Annotated in this window: 23 protein-coding genes; 9 read left to right on the forward strand and 14 right to left on the reverse strand. The window is 72.2% G+C overall.

Translation table 11 applies throughout. The features are described 5' to 3' along the window. The first annotated feature begins 437 nt into the window (after window positions 1-437). A complete protein-coding gene (locus ACFVWU_RS28535; RefSeq protein WP_387626246.1) occupies window positions 438-1,418 on the forward strand; it encodes an alpha/beta fold hydrolase in 981 nt (326 codons plus the stop codon). A gap of 246 nt (window positions 1,419-1,664) precedes the next feature. On the opposite strand, the gene ACFVWU_RS28540 is transcribed toward ACFVWU_RS28535, so the two are convergent. After that, window positions 1,665-2,639 (reverse strand): Lrp/AsnC family transcriptional regulator, encoded by a 975-nt coding sequence (locus ACFVWU_RS28540; RefSeq protein ID WP_387626248.1) that lies wholly within the window; start codon window positions 2,637-2,639, stop codon window positions 1,665-1,667. 184 nt (window positions 2,640-2,823) lie between these two features. Here ACFVWU_RS28540 and ACFVWU_RS28545 point away from each other — a divergent pair, with 184 nt between their 5' ends. Continuing rightward, the gene (locus tag ACFVWU_RS28545) at window positions 2,824-4,446 is read left to right on the forward strand and encodes an amidohydrolase (protein ID WP_387626250.1); all 1,623 of its coding nucleotides are present in this window, start codon (window positions 2,824-2,826) and stop codon (window positions 4,444-4,446) included. Between the two features lie 102 nt (window positions 4,447-4,548). On the opposite strand, the gene ACFVWU_RS28550 is transcribed toward ACFVWU_RS28545, so the two are convergent. Further along, the gene (locus tag ACFVWU_RS28550) at window positions 4,549-5,046 is read right to left on the reverse strand and encodes a hypothetical protein (protein WP_387626252.1); all 498 of its coding nucleotides are present in this window, start codon (window positions 5,044-5,046) and stop codon (window positions 4,549-4,551) included. Between the two features lie 191 nt (window positions 5,047-5,237). Next, complete coding sequence (locus ACFVWU_RS28555; RefSeq protein ID WP_387626253.1) at window positions 5,238-6,479, reverse strand: styrene monooxygenase/indole monooxygenase family protein; 1,242 nt, start codon at window positions 6,477-6,479, stop codon at window positions 5,238-5,240. A gap of 238 nt (window positions 6,480-6,717) precedes the next feature. On the opposite strand from ACFVWU_RS28555, the gene ACFVWU_RS28560 reads away from it, so the two are divergent. After that, entirely contained in the window at window positions 6,718-7,077 is a 360-nt protein-coding gene (locus ACFVWU_RS28560; protein ID WP_387626255.1) for a zinc ribbon domain-containing protein YjdM, read from the forward strand. Window positions 7,078-7,339: 262 nt separating this feature from the next. Here ACFVWU_RS28560 and ACFVWU_RS28565 read toward each other — a convergent pair whose 3' ends face one another. Further along, window positions 7,340-8,254 carry a hypothetical protein gene (locus ACFVWU_RS28565; protein ID WP_387626257.1) on the reverse strand — a complete coding sequence of 305 codons (915 nt, stop codon included), beginning with the start codon at window positions 8,252-8,254 and terminating at the stop codon, window positions 7,340-7,342. A 241-nt stretch (window positions 8,255-8,495) separates the two neighbouring features. Between ACFVWU_RS28565 and ACFVWU_RS28570 the strand changes: the two genes are divergently transcribed. Continuing rightward, entirely contained in the window at window positions 8,496-8,795 is a 300-nt protein-coding gene (locus ACFVWU_RS28570; protein ID WP_387626258.1) for a YciI family protein, read from the forward strand. Between the two features lie 89 nt (window positions 8,796-8,884). Here ACFVWU_RS28570 and ACFVWU_RS28575 read toward each other — a convergent pair whose 3' ends face one another. From ACFVWU_RS28575 to ACFVWU_RS28585, 3 genes are all read right to left on the reverse strand, one after another. Further along, the gene (locus ACFVWU_RS28575; RefSeq protein ID WP_387626260.1) at window positions 8,885-9,976 is read right to left on the reverse strand and encodes a PP2C family protein-serine/threonine phosphatase; all 1,092 of its coding nucleotides are present in this window, start codon (window positions 9,974-9,976) and stop codon (window positions 8,885-8,887) included. Between the two features lie 177 nt (window positions 9,977-10,153). Beyond that, complete coding sequence (locus ACFVWU_RS28580) at window positions 10,154-12,733, reverse strand: SpoIIE family protein phosphatase (RefSeq protein ID WP_387626262.1); 2,580 nt, start codon at window positions 12,731-12,733, stop codon at window positions 10,154-10,156. Window positions 12,734-12,894: 161 nt separating this feature from the next. Further along, window positions 12,895-13,374 carry a hypothetical protein gene (locus ACFVWU_RS28585; protein ID WP_387626264.1) on the reverse strand — a complete coding sequence of 160 codons (480 nt, stop codon included), beginning with the start codon at window positions 13,372-13,374 and terminating at the stop codon, window positions 12,895-12,897. Between the two features lie 91 nt (window positions 13,375-13,465). On the opposite strand from ACFVWU_RS28585, the gene ACFVWU_RS28590 reads away from it, so the two are divergent. Further along, window positions 13,466-15,415 carry an MFS transporter gene (locus ACFVWU_RS28590; RefSeq protein ID WP_387626266.1) on the forward strand — a complete coding sequence of 650 codons (1,950 nt, stop codon included), beginning with the start codon at window positions 13,466-13,468 and terminating at the stop codon, window positions 15,413-15,415. A gap of 109 nt (window positions 15,416-15,524) precedes the next feature. Here ACFVWU_RS28590 and gndA read toward each other — a convergent pair whose 3' ends face one another. Continuing rightward, window positions 15,525-16,970: an NADP-dependent phosphogluconate dehydrogenase gene (gene gndA, locus ACFVWU_RS28595; RefSeq protein WP_387626268.1), complete on the reverse strand. Its 1,446-nt coding sequence runs from the start codon at window positions 16,968-16,970 to the stop codon at window positions 15,525-15,527. An 83-nt stretch (window positions 16,971-17,053) separates the two neighbouring features. Continuing rightward, window positions 17,054-17,317 carry a co-chaperone GroES gene (locus ACFVWU_RS28600; protein ID WP_387626270.1) on the reverse strand — a complete coding sequence of 88 codons (264 nt, stop codon included), beginning with the start codon at window positions 17,315-17,317 and terminating at the stop codon, window positions 17,054-17,056. A 367-nt stretch (window positions 17,318-17,684) separates the two neighbouring features. On the opposite strand from ACFVWU_RS28600, the gene ACFVWU_RS28605 reads away from it, so the two are divergent. Continuing rightward, the gene (locus tag ACFVWU_RS28605) at window positions 17,685-19,430 is read left to right on the forward strand and encodes a penicillin-binding transpeptidase domain-containing protein (RefSeq protein WP_387626272.1); all 1,746 of its coding nucleotides are present in this window, start codon (window positions 17,685-17,687) and stop codon (window positions 19,428-19,430) included. A 31-nt stretch (window positions 19,431-19,461) separates the two neighbouring features. Here ACFVWU_RS28605 and ACFVWU_RS28610 read toward each other — a convergent pair whose 3' ends face one another. Further along, on the reverse strand, window positions 19,462-20,118 hold the full coding sequence (locus tag ACFVWU_RS28610; protein ID WP_387626274.1) for an HAD-IA family hydrolase: 657 nt from the start codon (window positions 20,116-20,118) through the stop codon (window positions 19,462-19,464). Window positions 20,119-20,594: 476 nt separating this feature from the next. Here ACFVWU_RS28610 and ACFVWU_RS28615 point away from each other — a divergent pair, with 476 nt between their 5' ends. After that, on the forward strand, window positions 20,595-21,149 hold the full coding sequence (locus ACFVWU_RS28615; protein WP_387626276.1) for a GNAT family N-acetyltransferase: 555 nt from the start codon (window positions 20,595-20,597) through the stop codon (window positions 21,147-21,149). On the opposite strand, the gene ACFVWU_RS28620 is transcribed toward ACFVWU_RS28615, so the two are convergent. Further along, complete coding sequence (locus ACFVWU_RS28620; protein WP_387626292.1) at window positions 21,119-21,511, reverse strand: nitroreductase family deazaflavin-dependent oxidoreductase; 393 nt, start codon at window positions 21,509-21,511, stop codon at window positions 21,119-21,121. The two genes, ACFVWU_RS28615 and ACFVWU_RS28620, sit on opposite strands and share 31 nt — an antisense overlap. 238 nt (window positions 21,512-21,749) lie before the next feature. On the opposite strand from ACFVWU_RS28620, the gene ACFVWU_RS28625 reads away from it, so the two are divergent. Next, window positions 21,750-22,433, forward strand: coding sequence for a TetR/AcrR family transcriptional regulator (locus tag ACFVWU_RS28625; protein WP_387626278.1), 684 nt, complete (start codon window positions 21,750-21,752; stop codon window positions 22,431-22,433). An 18-nt stretch (window positions 22,434-22,451) separates the two neighbouring features. Here the strand turns inward: ACFVWU_RS28625 and ACFVWU_RS28630 are convergent, their stop codons facing one another. Genes ACFVWU_RS28630 through ACFVWU_RS28640 form a run of 3 tightly spaced genes read right to left on the reverse strand, consistent with a single transcriptional unit; the run spans window position 22,452 to window position 23,716 of the window. After that, entirely contained in the window at window positions 22,452-22,733 is a 282-nt protein-coding gene (locus ACFVWU_RS28630) for a helix-turn-helix domain-containing protein (RefSeq protein ID WP_387626280.1), read from the reverse strand. Window positions 22,734-22,779: 46 nt separating this feature from the next. Then, window positions 22,780-23,106, reverse strand: a complete 327-nt coding sequence (locus ACFVWU_RS28635; RefSeq protein WP_387626282.1) for a hypothetical protein — start codon at window positions 23,104-23,106, stop codon at window positions 22,780-22,782. A gap of 37 nt (window positions 23,107-23,143) precedes the next feature. After that, entirely contained in the window at window positions 23,144-23,716 is a 573-nt protein-coding gene (locus tag ACFVWU_RS28640) for a TetR/AcrR family transcriptional regulator (protein WP_387626284.1), read from the reverse strand. Between the two features lie 303 nt (window positions 23,717-24,019). Between ACFVWU_RS28640 and rox the strand changes: the two genes are divergently transcribed. After that, window positions 24,020-25,437 (forward strand): rifampin monooxygenase (gene rox / locus ACFVWU_RS28645; protein WP_387626286.1); only part of this gene is annotated, 1,418 nt, incomplete at its 3' end.

Raw genomic sequence — 25,437 nt, forward strand, 5'->3', positions numbered from 1 at the left:
ACAGCCCGTTCGGTCGGCACGACAGTGGGCGGGCGGCGCCGAACGCGGGGGTGGGGGCGCCGAAGTGCTGATGTCCATGCGGTCTTCGGGGTAGCCGTGGAGCGCGCCGAAGCGGGTGCTGGCGGACCGCCAGTTCCCTGCGCCGAATTCCCGCGAAGATCGCCGCCCGACTGCGTCCGTCAAGCGAGCGCAGCGGACGGCCAGGCCCCGTGCAGCGCGTCGATCAGGTCTTCACGTACGTCAGCGCCGTCGTATCCCTGGAGTGCGGGCGGCAGCGCGCAGGCCTCCGGTCCCACCGCCCACGGCCGGGTTTGCTGAATCGGCAAACGGCCTCGCCTTTTCAACGAGGGCTTCCGCATGATCGACGTCGGGTCGACGAAGACGGCGGAAGGGCGCCGTCCGGGGGCACCGCCGACTCACGATCCTGGAGGAGACGCATGTCGCAGCACGTCACGGAGATCACCCACCGGCTGGTCCCCTCGCCGGGAGGCCGGATCCACCTCGCGGAGCAGGGCGCCGGACCGCTGGTCCTCCTCCTCCACGGCTTCCCTGAGTCCTGGTACTCCTGGCGCCACCAGCTGCCGGTCCTCGCGGCTGCGGGATACCGTGCGGTCGCCATCGACGTCCGCGGCTACGGCCGCTCCTCCAAGCCCCTCGCGACGGACGCCTACCGAATGCTCGACTTGGTGGAGGACAATGTCGCGGTGGTCCACGCCCTGGGCGAGGAGTCGGCGGTGGTCATCGGCCACGACTGGGGCGCGACCATCGCCGCCACCTCCGCCCTGCTCCGCCCCGATGTCTTCCGCGCCGTGGGGCTGCTGAGCGTTCCCTACACCCCGCCCGGCGGGCCCCGCCCGAGCGACGTCTTCGCCCGGTTGGGCGGGGACGAGGAGTTCTACGTCTCGTACTTCCAGGAGCCGGGCCGTGCCGAGGCCGAGATCGAGCCCGACGTGCGCGGCTGGCTCGCGGGCTTCTACGGGGCCCTGTCGGCCGACACCATGCCCGCACCCGGCGCCCCCGATCCACACTTCGTCAGCAACGGCGGAACGCTGCGCGACAGGTTCCCGCTCGGCCGGCTGCCCGCCTGGCTCGACGACAGCGACCTCGACGTCTACGCCGGGGAGTTCGAACGCACCGGTGTGACCGGAGCACTCAACCGCTACCGGAACATGGACCGCGACTGGGAGGACCTCGCCGCCTTCCACGGCGCCCCCGTCACCCAGCCGTCCCTGTTCGTCGGGGGCAGCATGGACGCTTCCACAACCTGGCTGGCCGACGCGATCAAGGCGTACCCGACCACCCTGCCGGGGCTGGTCTCCTCCCACGTCGTCGACGGCTGCGGCCACTGGATCCAGCAGGAACGCCCCGCCGAGATCAACCGGCTCCTGACCGACTGGCTCGCCGCCCTACCCGTCTGACCTGCCCGCCCTCACATCCCGGTGAAGGGCTGCCGATGCGCTGTGAGGCAGCCCTTCACCGGGTGAGCGCCGCTCCCACGTCCGATCGGCCACGGCCGGTCGGACATGGGAGCGAGCCGCGTGCGGACAGTCCGCACCCACCGAGCGGGTGCTTGCCGTGGTCCCGGGCGTGGGTCCTGGCCGGCTCGCCCTCGTGGACGACCTGGCCCGTGGTCGCGGTGGTACGGAGAGTCCGGGTTGTGTGCGTCAGGACCGGCGAGTCAGGCCGGTGCGTTTGACGGTGGCCAGGAGTGGGGTGGTGTCGAGGGTGGTGATCCCGTTCAGGGAGCCGACGGTGGTGATGAGGAAGCTGTAGAGGGCTTCGAGGTCTGCTGCGGCGAGGGCGATGAGGAGGTTGGCGGGGCCGGTGGTGGCCGCGGTGAACCGGACCTGTGGGTGGACGCTGAGAGTCTTTGCGGTCTGCTCCAGGGCGCCGGGCCGCACGTTGATCCACAGCAGGGCTTCGGCGTGTGCGCCGAGCAGCGTGAGGTCGACCTCGGTGGCCAGGCGCAGAGCCTGGCCGCGTACGAGTGCATCGAGGCGCCGGCGGGCGGTGAGCGCGGTGGTCTCGGCGCGGCGGGCGAGGTCGGTGTAGGTGGCACGGCTGTCCTCGGTCAGGGCCGTGATCAGGGCGGTGTCGATGTCGTGGGACGTGGGCGGCGTGGGCCGCGTGGGCGGCGGGTCGGGGGCGAGCCGGGCCGTTTCCTCGCGGGTGAGTAGGCCGGCGGTCCAGTGGAACGCGGTCGGGAAGACGCGTAGCAGGGTGTGGGCGGTCCAGGAGTCGACGGCGTCGGTGGCGGGCAGGTCGCGCAGCAGCAGCGCGTTTCGGGCATCGGGGCCGTCGAGGAAGAAGATCGCGGAGATCTCGTCGCCGCCGCCGAGGATGTCGACCCAGAGAGTGTCGGGGCGGCGGGCGAGAGCACCGGCGACCTGGCGGATCTTCTGGGGGCGGCAGCGGATGCGCAGGGCCATGGGGATCAGGTGGGGGAAGTGCGCGGGGTTGCGGACGGCGGTGGCGCGCAGGGTGCCGTCGGCGTACAGGGGGGTGGCGCGGCGTACGACGGTGCGTTCCGACAGGCCGAGGCAGCGGCTGATGTCGCGCCAGGAGGCGCGGGGCGAGGCGAGGAGGGCGGCCACGATCCGGCGGTCCGTCTCGTCGAGCATTTGGCGCATGATCTGCATGGTAGGCCGCGTTCGTGGCGTGTTTCTGCCCGAAGAGCCGCCAAATCTGGGGGAAAGTGCTGAACTCCCCTACAACGGTCTGGTCAGCGGATGCGCGGAACAACGGTGGGCCGGTCGCCTGTCCGGCCCACCTGTCCCGTGGCCCGCTGCGATCCAGAACGTCGAGCTGATGCGGGAGCAGACCATGACGGAACACGGTGCCGATCTGTTGATCCGGGCCGCGGCGGTTCACACGCTGGCGCCTGGCCAGGGCCCGCAGCGGGCGCTGGCTGTGCGGGGTGATCGCATCGCCGCCCTCTCTCCCGACCCGAACGGTCTCGACCACCTGGTGACCGCGCGCACCACGGTCCACGATCTGCCCGAGGCCGCCGTCCTGCCGGCCTTCGACGACACCCACACGCACCTGATCTTCGCCGGGCTCGGCGCGCACGACGTCCCCGTCCACCAGGCGCGCACCATCCCCGAGTTCCTGGACCTGATCCGCCGCCGGGCCGCCATCACCCCCGAGGGCCAGTGGATCCGCACGACCACCAACTGGCAGGAACTCAACCTGGCGGAGCGGCGCATGCCCACCGCCGCCGAACTCGACCAGGCCACCGACCGCCACCCCGTCCTGGTCAAGCGCGGCGGCCACAATGACGTCGTCAACACCTACGCACTGCGCCTGGCGGGCATCACCGAGGACACCCCCGTCCCACCCGGCGGCGTGATCGGGCGCGACGCCGACGGCCGGCTCAACGGCCGGCTGATCGACAACGCCCTCGGGCTGGTGGAGCGGTTCGTTCCCGCGCAGGACCGGGCCCAGCGCATCGACGGGCTTCGCCTGGCCAGCAGCCAGTACGCCGCCACCGGGATCGGTACCGTGCGCGACTGCGCGGTCTCCCTGGAGGACTACGCGACGTTGCTGGCCGCCCGCGAGGCCGGCGCACTCAGCACCCGGGTCCGCGCCCTGATCGCGACGTTCGGCCTGACCAGCGCGGCGCAGGTGGAGGACCTGCTCGACGCCATGGAGGACTGGCGTTGCAGCGCCGACCCTTGGCTGCGGGTGTGGGGGGTGAAGTTCGGCTTCGACGGCGGGTTGGAGGCCGCGGCGACCGAAGAGCCCTACGCCTGCGACCACGCCTTCTCCGGAACGCTGACCTGGGAGCCCGACGCACTCGTCGAGGCGGTCGAGGCCGTCGTCCGCCGCGGTTGGAAGGTCGGCACCCACGCCTTCGGCGACCGCGCGGTGCGCGTCCTCCTCGACGTCTACGAACGCGTTCTGCAACGCATTCCCGGCCTGCCCGCCGGCACCCTCGTCCTGGAGCACGGCGGCCTGGCCGGCTTCGAACAGCGCGCACGCGCCGCCGCTCTGGGCATCCCCGTCACCATCCAGCAGCCGCTGCTGCACGACACCGCTGAGGTGGAACTGGGCTTCTGGGGCCCGGAACGCGTCGCCGCGGTCTTCCCCGCCCGGGGCTGGCTCGACCAAGGCGCCCTGGTGACCGCCGGATCCGACTTTCCCGTCGGCCGGTTCGGCGCCATGCGCTCGGTATGGGGCATGACGACCCGCCAAACCGTCATCGGGGTCCAAGGGCCCGAGCACGCCATCACCTACGACGAGGCCATCGCCCTGCACACCACCAACGCCGCCCGCCTGCTCGGCGAGGACCACCTGCGCGGCGCCCTCACCCCCGGCCGCCTCGCCGACCTCACCATCTGGGACCGCGACCCCGCCCACTGCCCCGCCGACGCCCTGCGCGACCTCAACCCCACTCACACCCTCCTCGGCGGCCTGCCCGTCCATCACCCCGAGCCGATCAACTGATGCCCGCCAGCTGATGCAGGGCACAGGAGTCGCAACCGGGCCGGGTGCCCATCAGCACCCGGCCCCGGTCCCGATCCGACCCGCCCGCTCGCTCGCTCGCCGTCAGCGCTGGCGCACCGCGGTGAAGCCGCAGACGGGCGTACAGAGGGTGACGATCCCGCTGTAGCGGTAGGTGGTCCGCCCCCGGGAGATGCTGTGCACGGTCAACTTCTCCCGCAGGGTCGGCTGGTGGCAGCGCGGGCAGGCCGCGGCGACCGGCTTGCCCCAGGGGCGGTTCGGGTTGAGCTTGGTGGCCGCCACCAGCATCAGGACCACGGCGAGGCCGGCGCCGCCGAAGCCGACCACCCGCCACACGCCGTTCGAGGACTCCCGGCGGTCGATCATCTCGTCGTAGCTGTAGGTGCCCCCGCCACCGTGGTTGGACCAGATCCGGCACTCGCTGTCCCGGGTCATGGTCTTGCCGTCACAGGTCGGGGCACTGGTCGGGTCGGACTTGCCGACCACCAGCGCCAGGAACAGGCCGAAGGCGGCGAGGAGCCCCAGCACCACCAACGCCGTCGTCCGGCTACGGCCGTTGTGGAGGCGCGTGCGTTCTTTCACCGCCGTATCGATCACAGCGTGCGCCATGTTGCTGCCGTCGACCGCCACCACATGTCTCCTGTTATTCGCGTTCTGTGCCCACATGTTCCCCCGGTCGGCCGGGGTTGACCCGAACCCACCATGATCTGGGCGCTTTCGCAGGGGACTTGGCGATTTCTTGACCTCTGATCGCGCCTCCGCCGGACCAGCGGTCAGCCCTGCGACGCCACCGAGGCCAGATAGGCCTCCGCCTTCCCGGGGTCGAGGAACCACTCCTCCAGGTCCGCCGGGCCGTCGAAGGAGTTGGCGAACCGGTCCGCCACGGCCGGGACTTGACCGCCCGCGACGAGCAGGTCGAGGACGTGCGGGGGCGGCGGCATGAGCATCGCGTTGGTCCAGGCGGTGGTGACGCGCCCGCAGGTCGTCCAGAATCGGTCGAAGGCGGCCTGCTGGAAGTCCCGGTCGAAGGGCTTGTCGCCGTGGGTCAGGATCGCCTCCAGGTAGGCGGCGGCGCACTTGGCGGCGTTGTTGGAACCCTGGCCGGTGATCGGGTCGTTGGTGACGACCACGTCCGCGACGCCCAACACCGACTCGCCGCCCGGAAGTTCGCCGATCGGTCGGCGGACCGTCGGGGTGAACCTGCCCACCAGGGTGGCGCCGGAGTCGGTGAGCTCGACGCCGGAGCGGGCCCGGTCGTGCTCCCAAGGTGTGAAGGTCTTCATCAACTCCAGCGTCACCCGTAGGTGTTCGGCCGGGTCGCGGAGCCCGTCGAAGGCGTCCGCCGGGCCGCCCGGGACGGCCTCCCAGAGCACGGCGTCACAGGGCCCGGCGGCGGTCAGCACCGGCATGACGAACAGCTCGCCGATGCCGGGCACCACGTTGCAGCGCACCGCCGGGAAGTCGTGCTCGGGGCGCGGCGCGAGTCCGTACACATAACTCGCGGCCAGCGCCCGTTGCGGCCGCGTGTACGGGGACCGCTCCTCGTCGCGCTCGAACAGCGAGGCCAGCGAGCCCTTGCCGGCCGCGACCAGCACCAACTCGTACGAGCGGGCGAGGTGTTCGAGGTCGGCGGCGCTCACCTGCCGCAGTTCCACCCGGCCGCCGCGCTCGGCGAACAGCTCCAGCCAGGCGGACATCTTCAGCCGCTGGTCGACGGACTGCGCGTAGGCCCCCAGCTGCCCGACCCAGTCGATCACTCGCGCCGACTCCGGCCCGGAGACCGACACGCCGACCCCCTCGATCCGGGGCGCCTGCTCGGCCCACCGGTCCAGGCCGAGGGCGCGCTCGGTGCGCAGCGCGGAGTCGAACATGCACTGAGTGGACAGCACCCGCCCGTCCCGCACCTCCTGCGCGGTGCGGTCGGTCAGCAGCGTCACGTCGTAGCCGTGGGACTGCACCCCGAGGGCCAGTTGGAGGCCGGACTGCCCGGCGCCGACGATCAGAATTCTGCGCATCGCCCCTGCTTTCTTGGTGGTCCGTCCGGGCCCGGCCGCCCACCCCGCCCGGTTGCCAGTGGTCTGGATATCAGTCCTGGGCGCCCGCGTCCACGGCGCCGACACGCCTGGGTGACACCGATCCCCCGGGGCGCCCTCGGGATGTCGATTTGAAAAATTCTTCAAGTTCATAGAGGGTGACCTGTCGCCGACAACCCGCGCCGACGGCCCGGGCAGCACAGACAGGACACCAGAGCGAATGAGCGACAACCTCCCCCCGTGCCCCTCGTGCTCCAGCGAGTACACCTATGAGATGAACGCCCTGATGGTCTGCCCCGAGTGCGGCCACGAGTGGGTGCCCGCCGAGGGCGGCGCCGAGCAGGCGGCCGGCGCCGGCGAGCGGGAGATCCGGGACGCGGTCGGCAACGTGCTCAGCGACGGCGACACCGTGACCGTGGTCAAGGCGCTCAAGGTCAAGGGCAGCGCCTCGGGCATCAAGGCGGGCACCAAGGTCCGCAACATCCGCCTGGTGGACGGCGTGGACGGCCACGACATCGACTGCCGGATCGAGGGCTTCGGCGCGATGCAGCTCAAGTCCAGCGTGGTGAAGAAGGTCTGAGGCCGAAGCCCGAACGGCTGAACGGCCGTACGGCTGCCCAGCTCGGCGAGTTCCTCCGGACTGAGCCAGAACGTGCCCTGCCGACAGGACACCCCCTGCACCACCGGCTCGGCGTCCTCCCGGTCCGGGTAGGCGCAAAGCGGGCCGGCGCCTGTGCCCGCGCGTTTCGCGCGGGCACAGGCCCTCGTGGGTCACCCCGCTCTCGTGCCGTTCCCCGGCCGTCCGGACGACCCGGCACGGGCCCCGGAGCCATCACGTTCGACTACATGTCGATCGGTTCGCCGTCCGTCAACGGCGTCACCGGTTGGACCACGGCTCCGTTGGGGCGCTGAGGCCGTCCGGTGCGCCGGTCCACGGGGAACGGCAGCGGGGCCAGGGGGTGGCGGCGGATGTGCCAGGCCTGGTAGGCGATCAGGGCCAGGAGCACGGCGCTCAGCGCCGCGGTGCCGCCCGCCGTGCCCCAGCCCAGGCCGCCTTCGGACGCAGGCTTGGTCAGCGCGTCGCCGCCGGCCGCGCCCAGGGGGCGCGTGAGGATGAACGCCAGCCAGAACAGCACCATCCGATTGATCGACGTCAGGTAGTACGCGGCCACGATCAGCGCCATGACGCCCACGATGGCCAAGAAGGCGTTACGAAAGCCCAGGCCGGTGTCGTCCGAGAGCCAGTCGCCGCTCGAGGTGCCCAGGGTGTTGGAGACCAGGATCGCGATCCAGTACAGGATCTCGCCGGTGCGGCTGGAGATGTTCTCCACGTCGTACGTCTGCCCGGTGCGCCACCAGACGAGGAAGACCAGCGCCAGCACGGCGGCGAGGACCGTGGCGCCGGAGGCGTAGCCGATGCCGTCAGGGGCGCTGCCGTGGCCGAATCCGCGGTTGAGGAAGTCGGACACCTCGGTCCCGACCATGCTCGTGCCCAGCACCACCGACCAGTACAGCGCCGGGTGGAACCGCTCCGCCCGCACCTGGGCCACCACGACGACCAGGAAGAACGCGAGGAAGAGGAGCGCGGTGGTGACGTAGCCGAGCCGGAAGCTGATGCCGAGCAGGTCTCCGGCGGACTCTCCGAGAGTCACGGCAACCGTTTTGAGCATCCAGAACAGCACCGTCACCTGCGGGAGCTTGCGCAGCACCATGGTCATGCCGTCCAGCGGCGCGTGTGCGCGAGTGTTCCAGGTCATCTGCCGTCCGTCCGTTGGCCATCAGCATCGGGCGCGCCATCGTGCAGGCGCCGACGGATCCGCCGGGCCGTTTCCGGCCGGTGGCGGCCGATCGCCACTCGAAGGAGCTGCTCGGGAGGACCGTATGGAGTGCCGGCTCTTCGTCGACGGCGGCCTCAACCGCGGCACGGGTCCGGGAGCAGGTGATCCGCACCGCTGCCTCTGCGCGACCGGACGGTTACCCATCGCTATGATGTCGATCATGTTCATTCTTGAGCTGACCTACATCGCGCCGCTCCAGCGCATCGAAGCGGCCCACCCCGAGCACGTCGCCTGGCTCGACTCGCACTACGCATCCGGCGTCTTCATCGCATCGGGCCCCAAGGACCCCCGCGATGGCGCGGTCATCGTGGCGGTCGGTGTCGACCGGGCGCAGATCGAGGACATCGCCAAGGGCGACCCGTACTCGGTGGCGGGGTTGGCCGAGTACACCATCACGAACTTCCGCGCGATGCGGACGTCGCCGGCGCTGGAGGAGTACCGGCACCAACGGCCGGCGTAACGGGACGCTCCGGGTCTCAACCCCTGCCGTTGCCGGGCGCGAGCGAACTGGTGACCTCGGCGGTCGCCTCCGGGGACGGCTTGACCCGGTCACCGCTCCCGGCGGACGGCGAGCAGGGCCGCGTCGTCCGTCAGCCCGGCGCCGACGTACGCCCGCACGTCCAGGAGCAGCTCGTCCAGCAGGGCGTCCGGCTCACCGTGCGGCAGGGCGGCCAGGCGCTGGGCGAGCGGGTAGAACCGGCTCGCCGCGTCCCGGGCCTCGGACACGCCATCCGTGTACAGCAGCAGCAGGTCGCCGCGGTCGAAGGCGAGCGACCCGGCGTGGTAGTCCCCACCGACCAGGCCGAGCAGCGCCAGCGGGGGTGCGTCGACGGCCGGTTCCACCGGGCTGACCTGACCGTCATGGCAGAGCAGCGGCGGCGGGTGCCCGCAGTTGACCACGACCGCCGGTCCCGGTGTGTCGGGGATGCTGACCAGAACCGCCGTGACGAACTCCTCGCTCGCCGGACGACGAGCGAGCGCCGAGTCCAGCCGCCTGGCCACCTCCGCCAGGTCCGGCTCGGCCCGCGCGGCCTCACGGAACACCCCCAGCACGTCGGCCGCGGTCTCCACTGCCGCCAAGCCCTTGCCGCACACGTCGCCGAGGAACAACCGCACCCCGTACGGGGTCGGCATCACCTCGTACAGATCCCCGCCGATCCGTGCCTCGGCCTCCGCCGCCACGTAGCGCACCGCGACCACCAGCGGCCCCATCCGCCGGGGCACCAGGCGCAGTAGGGCGCGCTGCGCGGCCTCGGCGACCGTGTGGACCCTGGCCAGCTCCCGCTCCTGGGCCGTCACCACCACGACGTTGACGCAGCTGAAGAAGGTGACCATGACCACTGTGGCCGCCGCGGTCGCCATCACGACATCGGGCACGTCGGTGTCGAAGGCCGCCATGCCGACGATGATCGCGCTGGCGACCACCCCGGCCGTCAGCGGAACCGCGGCCCGGCGGGCGCCCACACCGGCCAGTACGGGGAGGGCCGCGAGCATCGGGGCGAACGTGATACCGGGCCCGCTGGCGAAATCCAGCGCCACCGCGGCCGCGACCAGCACATAGCCGCCGATCGTGACCCGGTGCGACCACCTGGGCAGGAATCGCGGCGAACGCCACGCTCTCGTGTTCGAGACATCAGCCACCGGACTGCCCTTCTGTCCCGGCGTCCCCACAACCGCGTCGTTTTCCCCACTCCACAGTTAAGCGCCTCTCCCCTCCTGGATCGACCGGCGGCGCCACATCGACACCTCCGGCGCCGCCTTGTGGACGGGGAGACCGATCGGCGGGGACGCCGCTCGCGGTCGGCCCGGTCGCGGTCGTCAGCCCTCGGCGGGCAGGGCCTGCTGGGCCCAGATGATCTTGCCCTCCTCGGTGTAGCGGGTGCCCCAGCGCTCGGTGAGCTGGGCGATGATGTACAGACCGCGCCCGCCCTCGTCGTCCCGGGCGGCCTGGCGCAGGTGCGGCGAGGTGTGCCCGGTGTCGGAGACCTCGCAGATCAGGCTGCGGTCCCGGATCAGCCGGACCCGGATCGGCCCGGGGGCGTACCGGATCGCGTTGGTGACCAGCTCGCTCACGATCAGTTCGGTGGTGAACACGAGCTCCGCCAAGCCCCATTCGTCGAGCCGCCCGGTGACCAGGCGACGCGCCCGGGCGACCGCCGCCGGGTCGGGCGCCAGCTCCCAGTCGACGACCTGCCCGGTGCCGAGCCGGCGGGTGCGGACCAGCAGCAGGACGGCGTCGTCGTCCACCGGCCCGGGCAGCAGAGTCGCCAGCGCCTCGTCGCACAGCCTCTCCAGCGGCTGGCGGAGCCCGGCCAGCGTCTCGGTGAGCCCGCGCCGGCCATCCACGGCCTGTACCAGGCCGTCCGTGTACAGGGCGATCAGGCTGCCGGCCGGCAGGTCCAGCTCGGCGCGCTGGAACGGCGAACCGCCCAGCCCCAGCGGCCGCCCGGCCGGCAGCTCCGCGTAGCGGACGCCGCCCTCCGGGTCGGCCACGACGGGCGGCGCGTGGCCTGCCCGGGCCAGGCTGCACCGGCCGTTGACCGGGTCGTACACCGCGTACAGGCAGGTCACGCCGCCGCGTGGCCTGCGCGGGTCGTCCTCCTCGCGCACCACGTCGTCCAGATGGGTGAGCAGTTCGTCCGGATCCAGGTCCAGTCGGGCCAGCACCCGGATGCCGGCCCGCAGCCGGCCCATCGCGGCGGCGGCCCGCACGCCGTGGCCGAGCACCTCGCCGACCACCAGACCGACCCGGCAGCCGGACAGGGGGATGACGTCGTACCAGTCCCCGCCCACCCCGGTGCGGCTGTCGGCCGGCAGGTAGCGGCTGGCCGACTCGACCGCGCTCAGTGCCGGCAGCCGATGCGGCAGCAGACTGCGTTGCAGCCGCAGTGCCGCGGTGTGCTCCCGGGTGACCACCGGCATCAGCGCCACGCCGATCAGCAGCGCGCCCAGCCCCAGGACGGTCACCCCGCTGACCCGGCCGAGCAGCGGCAGCCGGACGGAGGTCGCGCCGTAGTCGGGGGCGGCGTAGACGTGGAAGGCGGCGTAGCAGAACAGGAAGAGCATGATCAGCCCGCCGATCCCGGGCAGGACGCCCTTGAACAGCAGGTCCCGGAGGCTGCGGGTGAGCACCCGGCGGTGGTACCAGACGCAGGCGAAGCCGGTCAGACCGTAGTAGAAGGCGATGGCCAGGCCCACCGAGTCGATGGAGTCGGCCAGCACGTCGCGGCTGATCGAGGAGAGCAGCACCAGGAAGACGATCGACACCAGCCCCATGCCGACGGTCGACCAGGTCGGGGTCAGGAACCGGCGGTGCAGCCGGGCGAAGCCGGACGGCACGGTCTTGTGCGCGGCCATCGAGAAGACGGTGCGGGCGGTCGGCAGGATGGTGGTCTGGGTGGAGGCGACCGCCGAGGTCAGCACCATCAGGATCAGCAGTTTGGTGAGCGCGGGGCCGAGCCCGGTGGTGCCGAACACCGCCCCGCCGAGGCCGGAGAGCACGTCGCTGGAGTTGTCCGGGTTGGCCAGCCCGATGCCCGTGGTGCCGGCCCCGGCGAAGGCCTGTGCCGCGGTGGCGACCAGACCGTAGATGACCAGCAGCAGAACGGTGGACAGCACGGCGGCCCGCCCGGGGGTGTGCCGGCTGTCCGCGGTCTCCTCGTTGACGGTGAGCGCGGTGTCCCACCCCCAGTAGATGAACACCGCGGCGAGCACCCCGGTGGTCAGCGCCTGGGGGGAGGGGACGTTCAGCGGATTGAACCAGGAGGCGGAGACGTGCGTCGCGGTCGGCGGGCCGCCGGTGTAGACCTTGACCAGGGCGGTCACGGCGAGAAGCACCAGGGTCGCGACCTCCAGGCAGACCAGCCAGCGCTGCAGGGCCGCCGACACCTCGATGCCCACGTAGCAGACCGCCGTCATCAGGGCGATCCAGGCCACCCCGGCCAGGGTGGTCCACAACCGGCTGGCCGCCAGCGACTCCAGTCCGACCAGCCGGAAGCCGTAGATGCCGGCGATCTCGGCGAGGTTCGCCATGGTGATCACGTCGGCGATGATCAGGCCCCAGCCGCCCATCCAGCCGGCGTGTGGACCGAACGCTCGGGTGGCCCAGGCGAAGGTCGTCCCGCAGTCGGCGTTGACGGCGTTCAGTTCCCGGTAGGCGTACGCGATCAGCAGCATCGGCACGAACGCCAGCATGATGACGATCGGGGCCTGCAGCCCCACCCGGGCCACGATCACGCCGAGTGCCGCCGCCAGGCTGTACGCCGGCGCGGTCGAGGAGAGCCCGATCGCCACCGACGAGAACAGCCCCAGGGCGCCCGCCCTGAGCCCCTTCTCACCGGCGCCGGGCCCGGGTGCGAGCGGCGTGGCGGACTCGGCGGGGCGAGGGGAGCTCTTCACACCAGTTACCAACTCCGCAGTTCCCGACTCCGCGTGTCGCGGCGGCAAGCCTTGCGGTCACCATTCTCCCCGCCCGCCGGGACGGCTGCCAGACGGGCCCGCCCGGCAGCGAACCGGCGTGATCCGGGCAAGGGTGCCCGCGGTACCCACGGCAACGGGGCTCACGGGCCCCAGGGGGCGAGCGTGGTCCTCCGGCCGGTCCGTGCCGCCTCGCGGATCTGTTCCAGCATGCGGTGGCGCCGGACGGCGTGCCGGAAGTCGGGAACACCGTCCTCGCCCGGCGCGAGGCTCCCGGTGATCTGCTCGCGCAGCAGCGCGTACTCGTGGGCGACGTTGTGAGCGGGCTCGGCGGCCCGCTCAATCCAATGGGTCAGCGACCGCTGGTAGCGGGCGGGGACCGGGAGCTCGAGCGAGCCGCCGTCATCGCCCCGGGCGCCGTACAGCCGCAGCCGCCCCATCCACCACAGGTCGTGGTCGGCCTTCACGACGAGGTCGCCACGGGTGCCGTTGATCTCCCAGTGGAAGCCGGTGGCGCGGGATGTACCGCCCCGGAAGTGCATTGTGGCCACGGCTCCCGATTCGAGCAGACCGGTCACGGCGATCTGGTCCTCGGTGCTCTCGGCGACCGCTCCGCTGGTCACGTGGGTGACCGTGCGCTCCCCCGCCAACGATCGACAGACGGTGGAGGACACGGCGTGGCGTCCGTGACGGCGGTCCAGGGCCGTCTTCTGGGTGAGCGTCCCGATCGGTGTCGCCGGGACCCTCTGGTCGTACCGCAGTCTGCGCGAGATCGGCTCACGGAAACCGGGGCGCATCGACTGGCTCGGCAACCTCACCTTCGCTGCGGGGGCCGGCGCCCTCCTCGCCTCGATCACCTACGGCATCCAGCCCTACGGCGGCCACTCGACCGACTGGACCAACCCCTACGTGCTCGGCGGCCTGGCAACGGGCACCGCGCTGCTCGTCGCGTTCTGCGTCGCACAGACCAAGGTCGCCGACCCGATGTTCCAGCTCGGCCTGTTCAGGATCCGCGCGTTCGCCGCCGGAAACCTCGCGGCACTGCTCATCGCGATCGCCCGCGGCGGCATGCAGTTCATGCTCATCATCTGGCTGCAGGGCATCTGGCTGCCGCTGCACGGCTACGCCTTCGACCGCACCCCGCTGTGGGCCGGCATCTTCCTGCTGCCGCTGACCATCGGGTTCCTGCTCGGCGGCCCCGCCTCCGGCGTCCTCTCCGACCGCTACGGCCCCAGGCTGTTCGCCACCACCGGCCTGATCCTGGTGGCCACCGCCTTCGTCGGCCTGCTGGCCCTGCCGGTGGAATTCCCGTACCCGGCGTTCGCGGGCCTGCTGCTGCTCAGCGGGCTCGGCCAGGGCATGTTCTCGGCGCCGAACACCTCGGCGATCATGGGCAGCGTGCCGCCGGAGCAACGCGGCGCGGCCTCCGGCATGCGCGCGACGTTCCAGAACTCGGGCATCGCCCTGTCGATCGGCCTGTTCTTCTCACTGATGATCACCGGCCTGGCCACCACGCTTCCGCACACCCTCGACAGCGGCCTGCGGGTGCAGGGAGTGCCGGCCGAGGCGGCCGGCCACCTGGCCGGGCTGCCGCCGGTGAGCACCCTGTTCGCCACGTTCCTCGGCGACAATCCGATCGGCCACCTGCTGGGGCCCAGCGGTGTCCTGAGCACGCTTCCCGCCCGCAACGCCCAGCCCCTGACCGGGACGCGGTTCTTCCCCGAACTCATCGCCGGCCCCTTCCACCACGGACTCGTCATCGCCTTCAGCACGGCCGCGGTGATGGCCCTGGTGGCCGCCTGCGCCTCCGCGCTGCGCGGTCGCCGGAGCGGCACCGCAACCCGTCGACCGGCCGGCTCCACGAAGGAACGGCCGAGACCTGCTCCTGCGCCCGGCCGCGCCCCGCGCACACCGGACCCCGGTCCCGACGCCGTACGGCAGCGAACATCCGAAGGACGGCGAGCCATGGGCACCACCTCGGCATCCGGCACCGGTGCGCCGCAGGCTGCGGCACCGCACGTTCCCGTGCCCGAGGTGGCCGGCCGCCCGTTCAACGCGCCGCCGGCCCGCGGACCGGTCGAGCGAATCGCGGCGGCCGTGACCGCGCGTGCGACGGACGGCTGCGTGCTGGTGACCCTCGACGGCCGGGCCGGAGCGGGGAAGTCGACGCTCGCGGCCGCGGTGGCCGCCTACCTGGGCGGGCCAGGACACGCGGTCGTGGTGCACGGCGACGACTCCTTCCACCCGATGCCCTGCCACGAACGCCTCTCCATGGAACCGGAAGAGGGCTACCACCGGCTCTTCGAGTGGCAGCGGCTACGCGATCAGGTCCTCGTCCCGCTCTCCGACGGCCGGCCGGCTCGCTACGAGCAGTTCGACCGGGACGCGAACGCCCCTCGGGCCGGCGAGCCGCGCAGCGTGCCGCCGGGGGACGTGGTGATCGTCGAAGGGGTGCTGACCGCCCGGCCGGAGCTGGCCGGTTTCTACGACCTGACCGTCTTCGTCGACACCCCGAGCGAGCTGTGTCTGCGCCGGGTGTACGCCCGTCCCGACCTGCGGCCCCAGCACGAGGCCTGGCTCACCCACTGGCGGGCCGTCGAGGAGTACTACCTGACCGCCACGGACATGCCGGCGCGTGCCGATCTCACCGTCCCCGGAGACTGACGGCGACGCCATGCGCGTCGTCCCCGGCTCGAAGGGCCGGTGGAGGCCGTTCTCCGAGCCTGCGTGAGATCGGTGAAGTGCCTTTTCGGGCAAGAGGGTTGAGGAGATGTCAACGCTGCTCCTCGGGGCGGCCCTCGACCTCCCAGCGGGTGTGGAAGATCCCGTCCCGGTCGACCCGGCGGTAGGTGTGCGCGCCGAAGAAGTCCCGCTGTCCCTGCACCAGTGCGGCCGGAAGACGCTCCGCCCGCAGGCTGTCGTAGTAGGCGAGCGCGGTTGCGAAGCCGGGGGCGGGCACCCCCAGTTGGGCCGCCACCGAGACGACCCGTCGCCAAGCCGACTGCGCGGAACCGAGCGCCTCCCGGAAGTGCGCGTCGGTCAGCAGCGTGGGACGCTCCCGGTCCGCCTCGTACGCGGCCCGGATCCGGTCCAGGAACCGAGCCCTGATGATGCAACCGCCGCGCCAGATCGCGGCCATCTCGCCGGGGTCGATCTGCCAGGAGTACTCCGCGCTGCCGGCCTGGATCTGGTTGAAGCCCTGGGCGTAGGCCACCATCTTGGAGGCGTACAGAGCCTGCTCGACGTCGTCCGCGAACCGGTCCGCCGCCGCGCTGTCGAGCCACGTCTCGGTGGGGCCGGGCAGCCCCCGTCCGGCCTGCCGGAGCGGCACGCTGCCGGACAGCGCCCGGGCGAAGACCGCCTCGGCGATCCCGCTCACGGGCACGCCGAGCTCCAGCGCGCTCTGGACCGTCCAGCGGCCGGTGCCCTTCTGCTCCGCCTGGTCCAGCACGACGTCGACGAAGGGCTTCCCGGTCGCCGCATCGGTGTGGGCGAGGATCTCGGCGGTGATCTCGATCAGATAGGACTCCAGGCGCCCGGCGTTCCAGGTCCGGAAGACCTCGGCGATCGCGTCGGGCTGCAGTCCCGCCGCGTGCCGCAGCAGGTCGTACGCCTCGGCGATGAGCTGCATGTCGGCGTACTCGATCCCGTTGTGGACCATCTTGACGAAGTGACCGGCGCCGTCCGGTCCGACATGGGTGCAGCAGGGCTTGCCGTCGACCTTGGCCGCGATGTCCTCCAGCAACGGCCCCAGGACCCGGTAGGCCTCCGCGGTACCGCCGGGCATGATGCTCGGCCCCTCCAGCGCGCCCTGCTCACCACCGGAGATCCCGCTGCCCACGAAGTGCAGTCCGCGTTCCCGCAGGGCCGCCTCCCGCCTCCTGGTGTCGAGGAAGTGCGCGTTCCCGCCGTCCACCACCACGTCGCCCTCGTCGAGCAGCGGCACCAGCTCGTCGATGACCGCATCGGTCGGTGCCCCGGCCTTGACCATGATCACGATCAGGCGGGGGCGTTCCAGGGCCGCGACGAACTCCTCCGTGGTCCCGGCCGCCACGAACTCGCCTTCATGCCCGAACTCCTCCAGCAGCGCCGTGGTCCGCGCCTGCGTGCGGTTGTGCACAGCCACGCGGTATCCGTGACGGGCGAAGTTCCTGGCCAGGTTGCGGCCCATCACGGCCAGTCCGGTGACGCCGATCCGGGCGGGTGACTGCTCGGTCATGGCGGGAATCTCCAAAGGTCTCGGGGGCCTGGGGCTGTCGGGGTCGAAGACGTCAGGTACCGGGTACGCCCGTCGCCCCGTCCCTACTCCGCGGAGAGCGCGAGGACCTCGTCCTCGGGAAGCTCGACGTACGCCTGCCCCTCCACCTCGATCTCCGATCCGGAGAACCTGTTGAAGAGGATCTTCTCGCCGACCTTGACGTCCACCGGGTGCGGCTTGCCGCTCCCCAGCTGCCGGCCGGGCCCGACCGCCACCACCTCGCCCTTCCACCTCTCCGGGTCCTGCGGTGTCGCGCCCCCGATCGGCTTGATGATCAGGTGATCGTGCTTCGGGTGGAAGTCGGGCATGGCATGGTCCTCTCACGTAGACACCCGCGGCGCAGCCGGGGCCGTCCCCCACACATCGATTCTCCCGACGTTCGAGGTTCCCGCACCCGGACGGAAACGGGGGGCACGGTCGGACGGGACCCGTCACGAGCCGCGGGACAGGACGAACGGGTCCAGCGTTTCGCCGCCGATCCGCGTCCGCGTCACGGCCGGTGCCGGCGGCCGCCGGTGCCCCGGCCGAGCCCACTCTCAGGGCCGATCATCATGGAAGACGACCGCGCCATTAGGCTGGTCCGGGCCCGAACGACCCCTCACCCGACCACAGGGTCCGGGCGTGGGGGCGGGGGCGGGCCCGTGACCAGGACATACCCAGGGGGGACAGAGCAGGATGCACGAGGAGCAGGAGCACACCGGCTTCACCGACCACACCGACCACGCCGATGACGGGGACTACCCGGAGCACGAGGACGAGCCCCGGCGCCGCTCGACCACGCGGAGGGTCGTGCTGGTGGCGGTCGGCGGGGTGTTCGCCGCGTTGGTCGGGGTCGGCGGGTACGGCGCGTACAACCTGGTGAACGCCGTGTCGGGCGGATCCTCCGGGGACGGTGGCGGTGACACGGCCGCGGCCGCGACCCCGTCGCCGCAGCAGCCGCCGAGCACCGAGCAGGCCGAGGCGGTCGCCAAGGACTTCCTGTCGGCCTGGGGCCGGGGGGACTTCACGGCCGCCGCCGGTCTGACCGACCGTCCGGAGGCCGCCCGAACGGCGCTGACCGCGTTCCATGACGGGGTGCCGACCACGTCGCTCGCGCTGACCGGGACGGGCCCGGCCTCCTCCGGCACCCCGAGCGAGCCCGCCGTCGGCTTCAAGGTGCGGGCGGAGTTCGACGGGGCCACGGAGGCCTGGGAGTACGACAACGTCCTCGGCGTGATGCGGGCCGCGGACGGGCGGACGCTGGTGCGGTGGGCGCCGAGCGTGGTCCACCCCAAGTTCTCCGCGGGCAGGACGATCGCCGTGCGGCCGCTGCCCAACCCGGTGTCGAAGCCGACCGACCGCAAGGGCCGGCCGTTGGACTCCTTCCCGTCGTTGCGCGGCGTGCTGCCCCAGATCGCCCCCGCCGACGGCGCGAAGGTGGTCACCGGGCAGGCCGTGGTGCTGTCCGGCGGCGGAGGACCACAGGATCCGGAGCAGTTGTTCGTCCTCACCCCGCCGAGTGCGCCGCAGGTCACGCTCACCCTGGACGCCGACCTCCAGCAGGTCGCCGAGGAGGCGGTCAAGCAGCAGTCGGCGGGCGGCAAGCCGGCTTCGCTGGTGGCCGTCCAGCCGAGCACCGGGCAGATCCTGGCGATGGCCTACGCCCCGCAGGGCGGCTTCAACCGCGCGGTCGGGGGCGGGCAGGCGCCGGGCTCGACGATGAAGGTGGTCACCTCGGCCGCGCTGCTGGAGGCCGGGGTGAGCCCGGACACCGTGGTGCCGTGCAAGGAGACCACCTACTCCCCCAGGGCCTGGCACAACGACGAGCCCGGAGACTTCCCCGCCTACACGCTCGCCGACGACTTCTCCCGCTCCTGCAACACCGGCTTCATCGACAAGGGCCTGGAGAAGCTGCAGCCGGGCACGCTCGCGACGGTGGCCCGCGACCAGTTCGGCCTCGGCCTGCAGTGGCACATCGGCATCCCGAGCCGGGACGCCACCATCCCGGTGCCGGGCAGCAAGGACGAGGCGGCCGCCGAGTACGTCGGCCAGGGCCAGATCCAGGTGAACTCGCTGCTGATGGCCTCGGTGGCCGCCACCGTGCAGAGCGGAACGTTCCGTCAGCCCGTCCTGCGGGAGGACGTCAAACGCGTCTCCGCGACCGGAAAGCTGCCGGCCGACGTCGCCCGCGATCTGCGCGCGATGATGGCCAAGACCGCGACCCAGGGCACCGCCCGCACCCCGATGTCCGGGCTGAGCGGCCAGGTCGGCGCCAAGACCGGCACCGCCGAGGCGGGCTCCGGCCAGGCCACCAACAGCTGGTTCATCGCCTACCGCAACGACCTCGCCGTCGCGGCCGAGGTCGAGGGCGGCGGCCACGGCAACAGCGCGGCCGGTGTGGCGGCGGCCCAGGTGCTGAGGGCGGGCGGCGGCAAGGGCTGACGGAGGGTCTCCCCCGGCGGCGGCCCCGAGGTCAGGGGCCGCCGAGGTCCAGGCCGAGCAGGCGTGCCAGGCGTCCCGCCGTCCCGGGCAGACCGTCCGCCAGCAGGGTGGTGATGCCGAGTTCGGCCGCCGGGACCAGGTTCGCCGGCTGGTCGTCGACGAACACGCAGGAGCTGGCGGGCAGGCCCATCCGGTCCAGGACCGTGCGGTAGATCACCGGGTCCGGCTTGGCGATGCCCTCGCGCTCGGAGACCACCGCGACGTCGAACAGCTCCCAGACGCCGGTCGCCGCGTACGGGTCGTACGGTTCCAGGCCGAAGCTGTTGGAGAGCAGCGCGACGGTGTACCCGGCGCGGCGGGCCTCGCGGGCGAGCCGGACCATGTCGGCGGCCGGGCGGACCACCGCCCAGGCCCGGCCCATCAGGTTGTCGCCGTCGATCCCGAGGACGGCCCCGGTGCGGGCGTTCCACTCCGCCTGCCCGAGCCGGCCGTGCTCCAGCTCGGTGTAGAGCTGCCGCACCACGGGGTCGGTGGTCAGGGTGCGGCGCCAGGCCTCCGCGTCGAGCCCTTCGACCACGGCCCAGGCGCCGGTCGCCTCGCGGACGCCCTCGGTGAGGACGCCAACGAAGTCGAGGATCAGGCCGCGGTAGCCGGGCGGCAGTTCCTCGTCGGCGGTGCGCTGGTGCATGGCGGGTGTCCTTCCTCCGTGGTCCCACCGCGACGGTACCGGGAGGGCCGGGAGGGCCGGGAGGGCCGAAGGTACGGGTACGGAAAAATCGCTTGCCCGGACCGGGGGCAGCTGCCATCATCTGAGCGATGATCAAGAGAATCGAGCCGGCCGTCCGCTGGTGAGCGCCGCCACCGGGCAGTACGCGCCCGAACGTCAACTGGCCCTGTACGACTACGCGGTGCTGCTGCACCGCCGAAATCCCGACCGACCGCTCCCCCGTGACGGGTCACCGTACCCGGACGAGGAACTGCACCGCGGTCCGTCCCGCCCCGAACACCCCGGGGAGCGAAGCGCCTTGGGGCTGCGGTCTGCCGCATCCTGGACGAGTGCGGGCCTTCGCGGACTGGGCGGCGGCTCTCGACGGCGCGGAGCGGGTGGAGCTCCGGCCAGGGAACTGAGCCCCCGGGGTCCGGGCCGACCGGCATCATGGCAGGATGCCTGAACTGATCGATCCGACGGTCCGCCTGCGGACCTCGTTCCTGGCGGCGGTGGCCGAGTTCCACGGCGAACCCGGCCGCCCCGTCCCCTGGTTCGTCACCGACGTCGACCCGCCCGCGTTGACCGATCCCGCCGCCTTCGGCGGCTACGTCGCGCGGGTCATGGCCGAGCGCACCGAGGCGGGCATGCGCGCGGACGCGGCGGTGCCGATGACGACGCTCTGGTGGGCCGACGGCGACCAACTGCTGGGCCGGATCGCGATCCGCCACCGGCTGACCCCGAGGCTGAAGCGGGTCGGCGGGCACATCGGCTACGACGTACGGCCGAGCGCCCGGCGCCGGGGCCACGCGACCGCCATGCTCGCCGCCGCCATGCCGGTCGCCGCCGCGCTCGGCATCTCCCAGGTGCTGCTGACCTGCGACGAGTCGAACACCGCCTCACGGCGGGTGATCGAGGCCAACGGCGGCCGTCTGGTCGGCACCGACGGCGGCAAGCTGCGCTATCTGCTGCCGACTCCCGCTCAGTCGCCCGAGATCCGGAAGACCGGGTAGCCGGGGGCGATCCGCAGCAGTTCCTCGGTGGGCGCGTCGGCGCCGATGCCGTCGAAGAAGTAACTGACCTCCCACTTCCAGCGGCGCAGGTAGGCGCGCAGCACCTCGGGCTTGTCGGCGTCGGGCAGTTCGGTGGCGTGGAAGCTCTCGACGCGCCGGCCGACGCGCAGTTGGCCGGTGCCGGCGACCCGCAGGTTGCGCACCCACTGGACGTGGCCGCGCGGGGCGACCAGGTAGCGCTCGCCGTTGTGAGTGAGCAGGTTGACGGGGTTGGTGCGCCATTCGCCGCTCTTGCGGCCGCGTACGGCGAGGACCCGGGAGCCCCAGAGGCTGAGGCCGGCCTTGGTGAGGCCCGCGACCATCCGGTGGACGACGTTGTTGGCGGCGGTGCCGAGCCGGGTGGTGGGCTTGATCTCGCGGGTGGCGGGGTTGGGCGACTGCGCGGGCTGGGACATCGGACTCCCTCTATTCCGTGACTGCCGCTTCTATTCGAGAGCACTGCTCTCGGCGACGTCTTCAGCATGACAGCGGGAGACCCGCAAAGCAAGAGCAGTGCTCTCGCCCATGTGCGCCGCTCCGAATCTGTGGCAGGCTGTCCCCATGCCAGCGATCCGGACTGCCCGCGAACGGGCCCGCGAGGAACTCACCCGCGAGATCAAGCAGGAGGCCCGTCGGCAACTCGCCTCGGCGGGTGCCCAGCAGCTGTCCCTGCGCGCCGTCGCCCGCGAGCTGGGCATGGTCTCCTCCGCCCTGTACCGCTACTTCCCCAGCCGCGACGAGCTGCTCACCGCGCTGATCATGGACGCCTACACCGAGCTCGGCGACGCCGCCGAGCAGGCCCTCGCGGCCACCGCCGACGCCCCCGCCCGCGAGCGCTGGCGGGCGCTCTGGCAGGCCACCCGCGACTGGGCCCGCGCCAACCCGCATGAGTTCGCCCTGATCTACGGCACCCCCGTGCCGGGCTACGCCGCCCCGAAGACCACGATCGAGGCCGCCGCCCGGCTCCCGCTCGCCCTGCTCGGCCTCGTCCGCGAGGCCCCCCTCAACCCCACCCCGCCCGGCCCCACACCCCGGGGCGCCCTGCCCGAGCAGCTCACCCGCCTCACCGCCACCCTCGCCCCCGGGCTCCCCCAGCACACCCTCGCCCGCGCCGTCTCCGCCTGGGTCCAGCTCATCGGCCTGATCGGTTTCGAACTCCACGGCCACCTGGTCGGCTCCTTCGACCCCGCCGCCGACTTCTTCGCCTGGACCGCCGAACAGACCGCCGACAGCCTCGGTCTCTGACGGGACGTTTCCCGCCGGTCAGTCGCCGAGCAACCGTCGCGCGGCGAGGGCGAGCCTGGCGCGGGTCGGGCTGGCGGGGTCGGTGGGGTCGAACTCCAGGACCTTGGCGATCTGTTCGAGCCGACGGGCGACGCTGCTGCGGTGCAGGTGGAGGAGCTCGGCGGCGCGGCGCAGGGCGCCGGTGGCGCAGTAGGTGCCCAGGGTCTCCGGGTCCTCCGGACCGGCGGCGAGCCGGGCGATGGCGGTGACGTCGGCGCACGGGTCCGCCAGAGCGCACGACCACGAGAAACCGCCGGACATCGGCGGGCCGCCCGATGCCCGGGCACCGGTCAAGCGGTGTGCCTGGTTACGAGGGGGTGCTGCCGCGCCGCACCTCGGTGAGGCCGTAGCCGAGGTTGTCCAGGGCGACGGTCTCGAAGCCGCGGGCGGCCAGCGGGGCGCCCAGGATCAGGGACATCTGGCGGCCGTTGGTGCCAACCCCGTGGTGCAGGACGACCTTGGCCTTCGCCTCGGGGTTGCGGTAGCGGTCGAGGTGGACGCGGTGTCCGCGCCAGTTCCAGAACTCCTCCTCGGGCACGGTGGCGTCGGTCAGCCGGAGCCGGGCGGGCAGGAACTGCTGCAGGTCGCGCCAGGCCTGCTGGTCGCGGTAGTACGCGGGGGCGGTGATGCTCATGGGGGCGGTGGCCTTTCGGATACGGCCTGCCGGTGGGTCAGGCCGTGGTGGCTGCAGGGCGGTCGAGCGCCCCGCGGGTGATGATGCGCACGCCCGTGGCGAGGTCGCGGTGGGCGGCGTCGGCGTCTCGCAGGTCGTCCTCCAGTCCCCGGGTGAAGGTGAGCAGGACGGTGGCGGCCTGGTGCGCGGTGTTCGGGGCGGCCCCGGCCAGGGCGGCGGTGAGCAGCTCGGCCAGTCCGTCGGTGTAGGTGGTGATCAGCCCGGGCGCCTGGGCGGTGGCAGCGGAGAGCAGCTCCTGGGCGTATGCGGGGCTGTCCTGCCAGAGCCGGACGGCGACCTCCAGCTTCACCGCGAGCACGGCGAGGATCTTCTCCTCGGGTGCGTCCGCGGCCGCGGCGGCCTCCTGCGCCGCCGTCAGGGAGCGCTCCAGCAGGGACTCGACGACCTTGACCACCGCCTCGTCCTTGTTCCCGACGTACTTGTAGACGGTCGGGCGGGACATCCCCGCCTCTTCGACGATGTCGGAGATCGTGGTGCGGCGGTACCCGTTGCGGGCGAAGCAGCGGTAGGCGGCGTCGAGCACGAGCTGTGCGGCTGGAACCTTCGGCATGGCTACAAATTTGACACTCGCCGCAAAATGTGTAAACCAGCGCCGGTGGCCGAGCCCCTCGAAGCCGGCGCGAGGCGAAGCGGGCAAGGAAGCGCGCAAGGAAGCCGGAAAACGAAAAGGCAAGGAGGTCAGCGACTCCTTGCCACTACCAAAGTACCGCGCTCGGGGGGCCTTGCGGCAAGGCCCCCGTCATGGCGCAGAATCGTCGCCCGAGGCTGGAACACACGAAATCTTCGGTTCGCGACATACAGACGGGTTTGTCCTGCGTACGGGCCTCGCGCGAACCTCATGGGGGAAGTACTGATGATCGACGTGATCGTGGTCGGCGGCGGGCCGACCGGTCTGATGCTGGCGAGCGAACTGCGGCTGCACGACGTGCGGGTGGTGGTGCTGGAGCCGCTGACCGAGCCGACCGACCAGTCCCGCGGCCAGGGCCTGCACGTGCGCAGCGTGGAGATGATGGACCAGCGCGGGCTGCTGGAGCGCTTCCTCGCGGTGAGCGGGAAGTTCTCGGTCGGCGGTTTCTTCGGCGGCATCTACAAGCCCTGGCCGGAGAGCATGGACACCGCCCACCCGTACGGGCTGACCACCCCGCAACCGGTCACCGAGCAGCTGCTCAACGAGCACGCCCTCGAACTGGGCACCGACATCCGGCGCGGCCAGGAGGTGGTCGGGCTGAGCCAGGACGAGGACGGGGTGAGCGTCGAGCTGGCGGACGGCACCCGGCTGCGCTCACGCTACCTGGTCGGCTGCGACGGCGGGCGCAGCACGGTGCGCAAGCTGCTCGGGATCGGCTTCCCCGGCGAGCCCTCGAAGGTCGACACGCTGCTGGGCCAGCTGTCGCTGACCGAGGACCCGGCGACCATCGAGGCCGTCGTCACCGAGGTCCGCCGGACCCAGATGCTCTTCGGTGCGATCCCCCAGGGGGACGGGTTGTACCGCGTGATCGTGCCCGCCGAGGCCGTGGTCGAGGACCGCGCCACCGCGCCCACCCTGGAGGAGTTCCGGCAGCGGCTGCGGGCCGTCGCGGGCACCGACTTCGGCGCCCACTCGCCGCGCTGGCTCTCCCGCTTCGGCGATGCCACCCGGCAGGCCGAGCGCTACCGGGTCGGCCGGGCCTTCCTGGCCGGCGACGCGGCGCACATCCACCCGCCCACCGGCGGCCAGGGCCTCAACCTCGGCATCCAGGACGCCTACAACCTGGGCTGGAAGCTGGCCGCCGAGATCCAGGGCTGGGCCCCGGCCGACCTGCTGGACAGCTACCACAGCGAACGCCACCCGGTGGGCGCCCGGGTCGTGGAGAACACCCGCGCCCAGATGACCCTGCTGGGCACCGGGTCCGGCCCCGCGGCGCTGCGCGAACTGCTCTCGAAGCTGGCCGACTTCGAGGAGGTGAACCGGTACATGACCGAGATGGTCACCGCGGTCGGGGTCCGCTACGAGCTCGGCGAGGGCCACGAGCTGCTCGGCCGCCGGCTGCGGGACGTCCGGCTCGGGCAGGGGCGCCTGTACGAGCTGATGCGCGGCGGGCGGGGGCTGCTGCTCGACCGGACCGGCGGCCGGCTCGCGGTCACGGGCTGGGCGGACCGCGTCGACCATGTCGTCGACGCGACCGAGGAGTTGGACGTCCCCGCCGTCCTGCTGCGGCCCGACGGGTACGTGGCGTGGGTCGGCGAGGACCGGCAGTCCCTGCTCGACGCGCTGGCCCGGTGGTTCGGCGC

This window comes from Kitasatospora sp. NPDC058190 (assembly GCF_042883685.1).
Classification (GTDB): domain Bacteria; phylum Actinomycetota; class Actinomycetes; order Streptomycetales; family Streptomycetaceae; genus Kitasatospora.

Bases quoted from the DNA above. Each gene is read 5' to 3' on its own strand.
- ACFVWU_RS28535 (WP_387626246.1), top strand. From the start codon at position 438: ATGTCGCAGCACGTCACGGAGATCACCCACCGGCTGGTCCCCTCGCCG.
- ACFVWU_RS28540 (WP_387626248.1), bottom strand. From the start codon at position 2,639: ATGCAGATCATGCGCCAAATGCTCGACGAGACGGACCGCCGGATCGTG.
- ACFVWU_RS28545 (WP_387626250.1), top strand. From the start codon at position 2,824: ATGACGGAACACGGTGCCGATCTGTTGATCCGGGCCGCGGCGGTTCAC.
- ACFVWU_RS28555 (WP_387626253.1), bottom strand. From the start codon at position 6,479: ATGCGCAGAATTCTGATCGTCGGCGCCGGGCAGTCCGGCCTCCAACTG.
- ACFVWU_RS28560 (WP_387626255.1), top strand. From the start codon at position 6,718: ATGAGCGACAACCTCCCCCCGTGCCCCTCGTGCTCCAGCGAGTACACC.
- ACFVWU_RS28565 (WP_387626257.1), bottom strand. From the start codon at position 8,254: ATGACCTGGAACACTCGCGCACACGCGCCGCTGGACGGCATGACCATG.
- ACFVWU_RS28570 (WP_387626258.1), top strand. From the start codon at position 8,496: ATGTTCATTCTTGAGCTGACCTACATCGCGCCGCTCCAGCGCATCGAA.
- gndA (WP_387626268.1), bottom strand. From the start codon at position 16,970: ATGACCGAGCAGTCACCCGCCCGGATCGGCGTCACCGGACTGGCCGTG.
- ACFVWU_RS28600 (WP_387626270.1), bottom strand. From the start codon at position 17,317: ATGCCCGACTTCCACCCGAAGCACGATCACCTGATCATCAAGCCGATC.
- ACFVWU_RS28605 (WP_387626272.1), top strand. From the start codon at position 17,685: ATGCACGAGGAGCAGGAGCACACCGGCTTCACCGACCACACCGACCAC.
- ACFVWU_RS28610 (WP_387626274.1), bottom strand. From the start codon at position 20,118: ATGCACCAGCGCACCGCCGACGAGGAACTGCCGCCCGGCTACCGCGGC.
- ACFVWU_RS28615 (WP_387626276.1), top strand. From the start codon at position 20,595: ATGCCTGAACTGATCGATCCGACGGTCCGCCTGCGGACCTCGTTCCTG.
- ACFVWU_RS28620 (WP_387626292.1), bottom strand. From the start codon at position 21,511: ATGGTCGCGGGCCTCACCAAGGCCGGCCTCAGCCTCTGGGGCTCCCGG.
- ACFVWU_RS28625 (WP_387626278.1), top strand. From the start codon at position 21,750: ATGCCAGCGATCCGGACTGCCCGCGAACGGGCCCGCGAGGAACTCACC.
- ACFVWU_RS28630 (WP_387626280.1), bottom strand. From the start codon at position 22,733: ATGTCCGGCGGTTTCTCGTGGTCGTGCGCTCTGGCGGACCCGTGCGCC.
- ACFVWU_RS28635 (WP_387626282.1), bottom strand. From the start codon at position 23,106: ATGAGCATCACCGCCCCCGCGTACTACCGCGACCAGCAGGCCTGGCGC.
- ACFVWU_RS28640 (WP_387626284.1), bottom strand. From the start codon at position 23,716: ATGCCGAAGGTTCCAGCCGCACAGCTCGTGCTCGACGCCGCCTACCGC.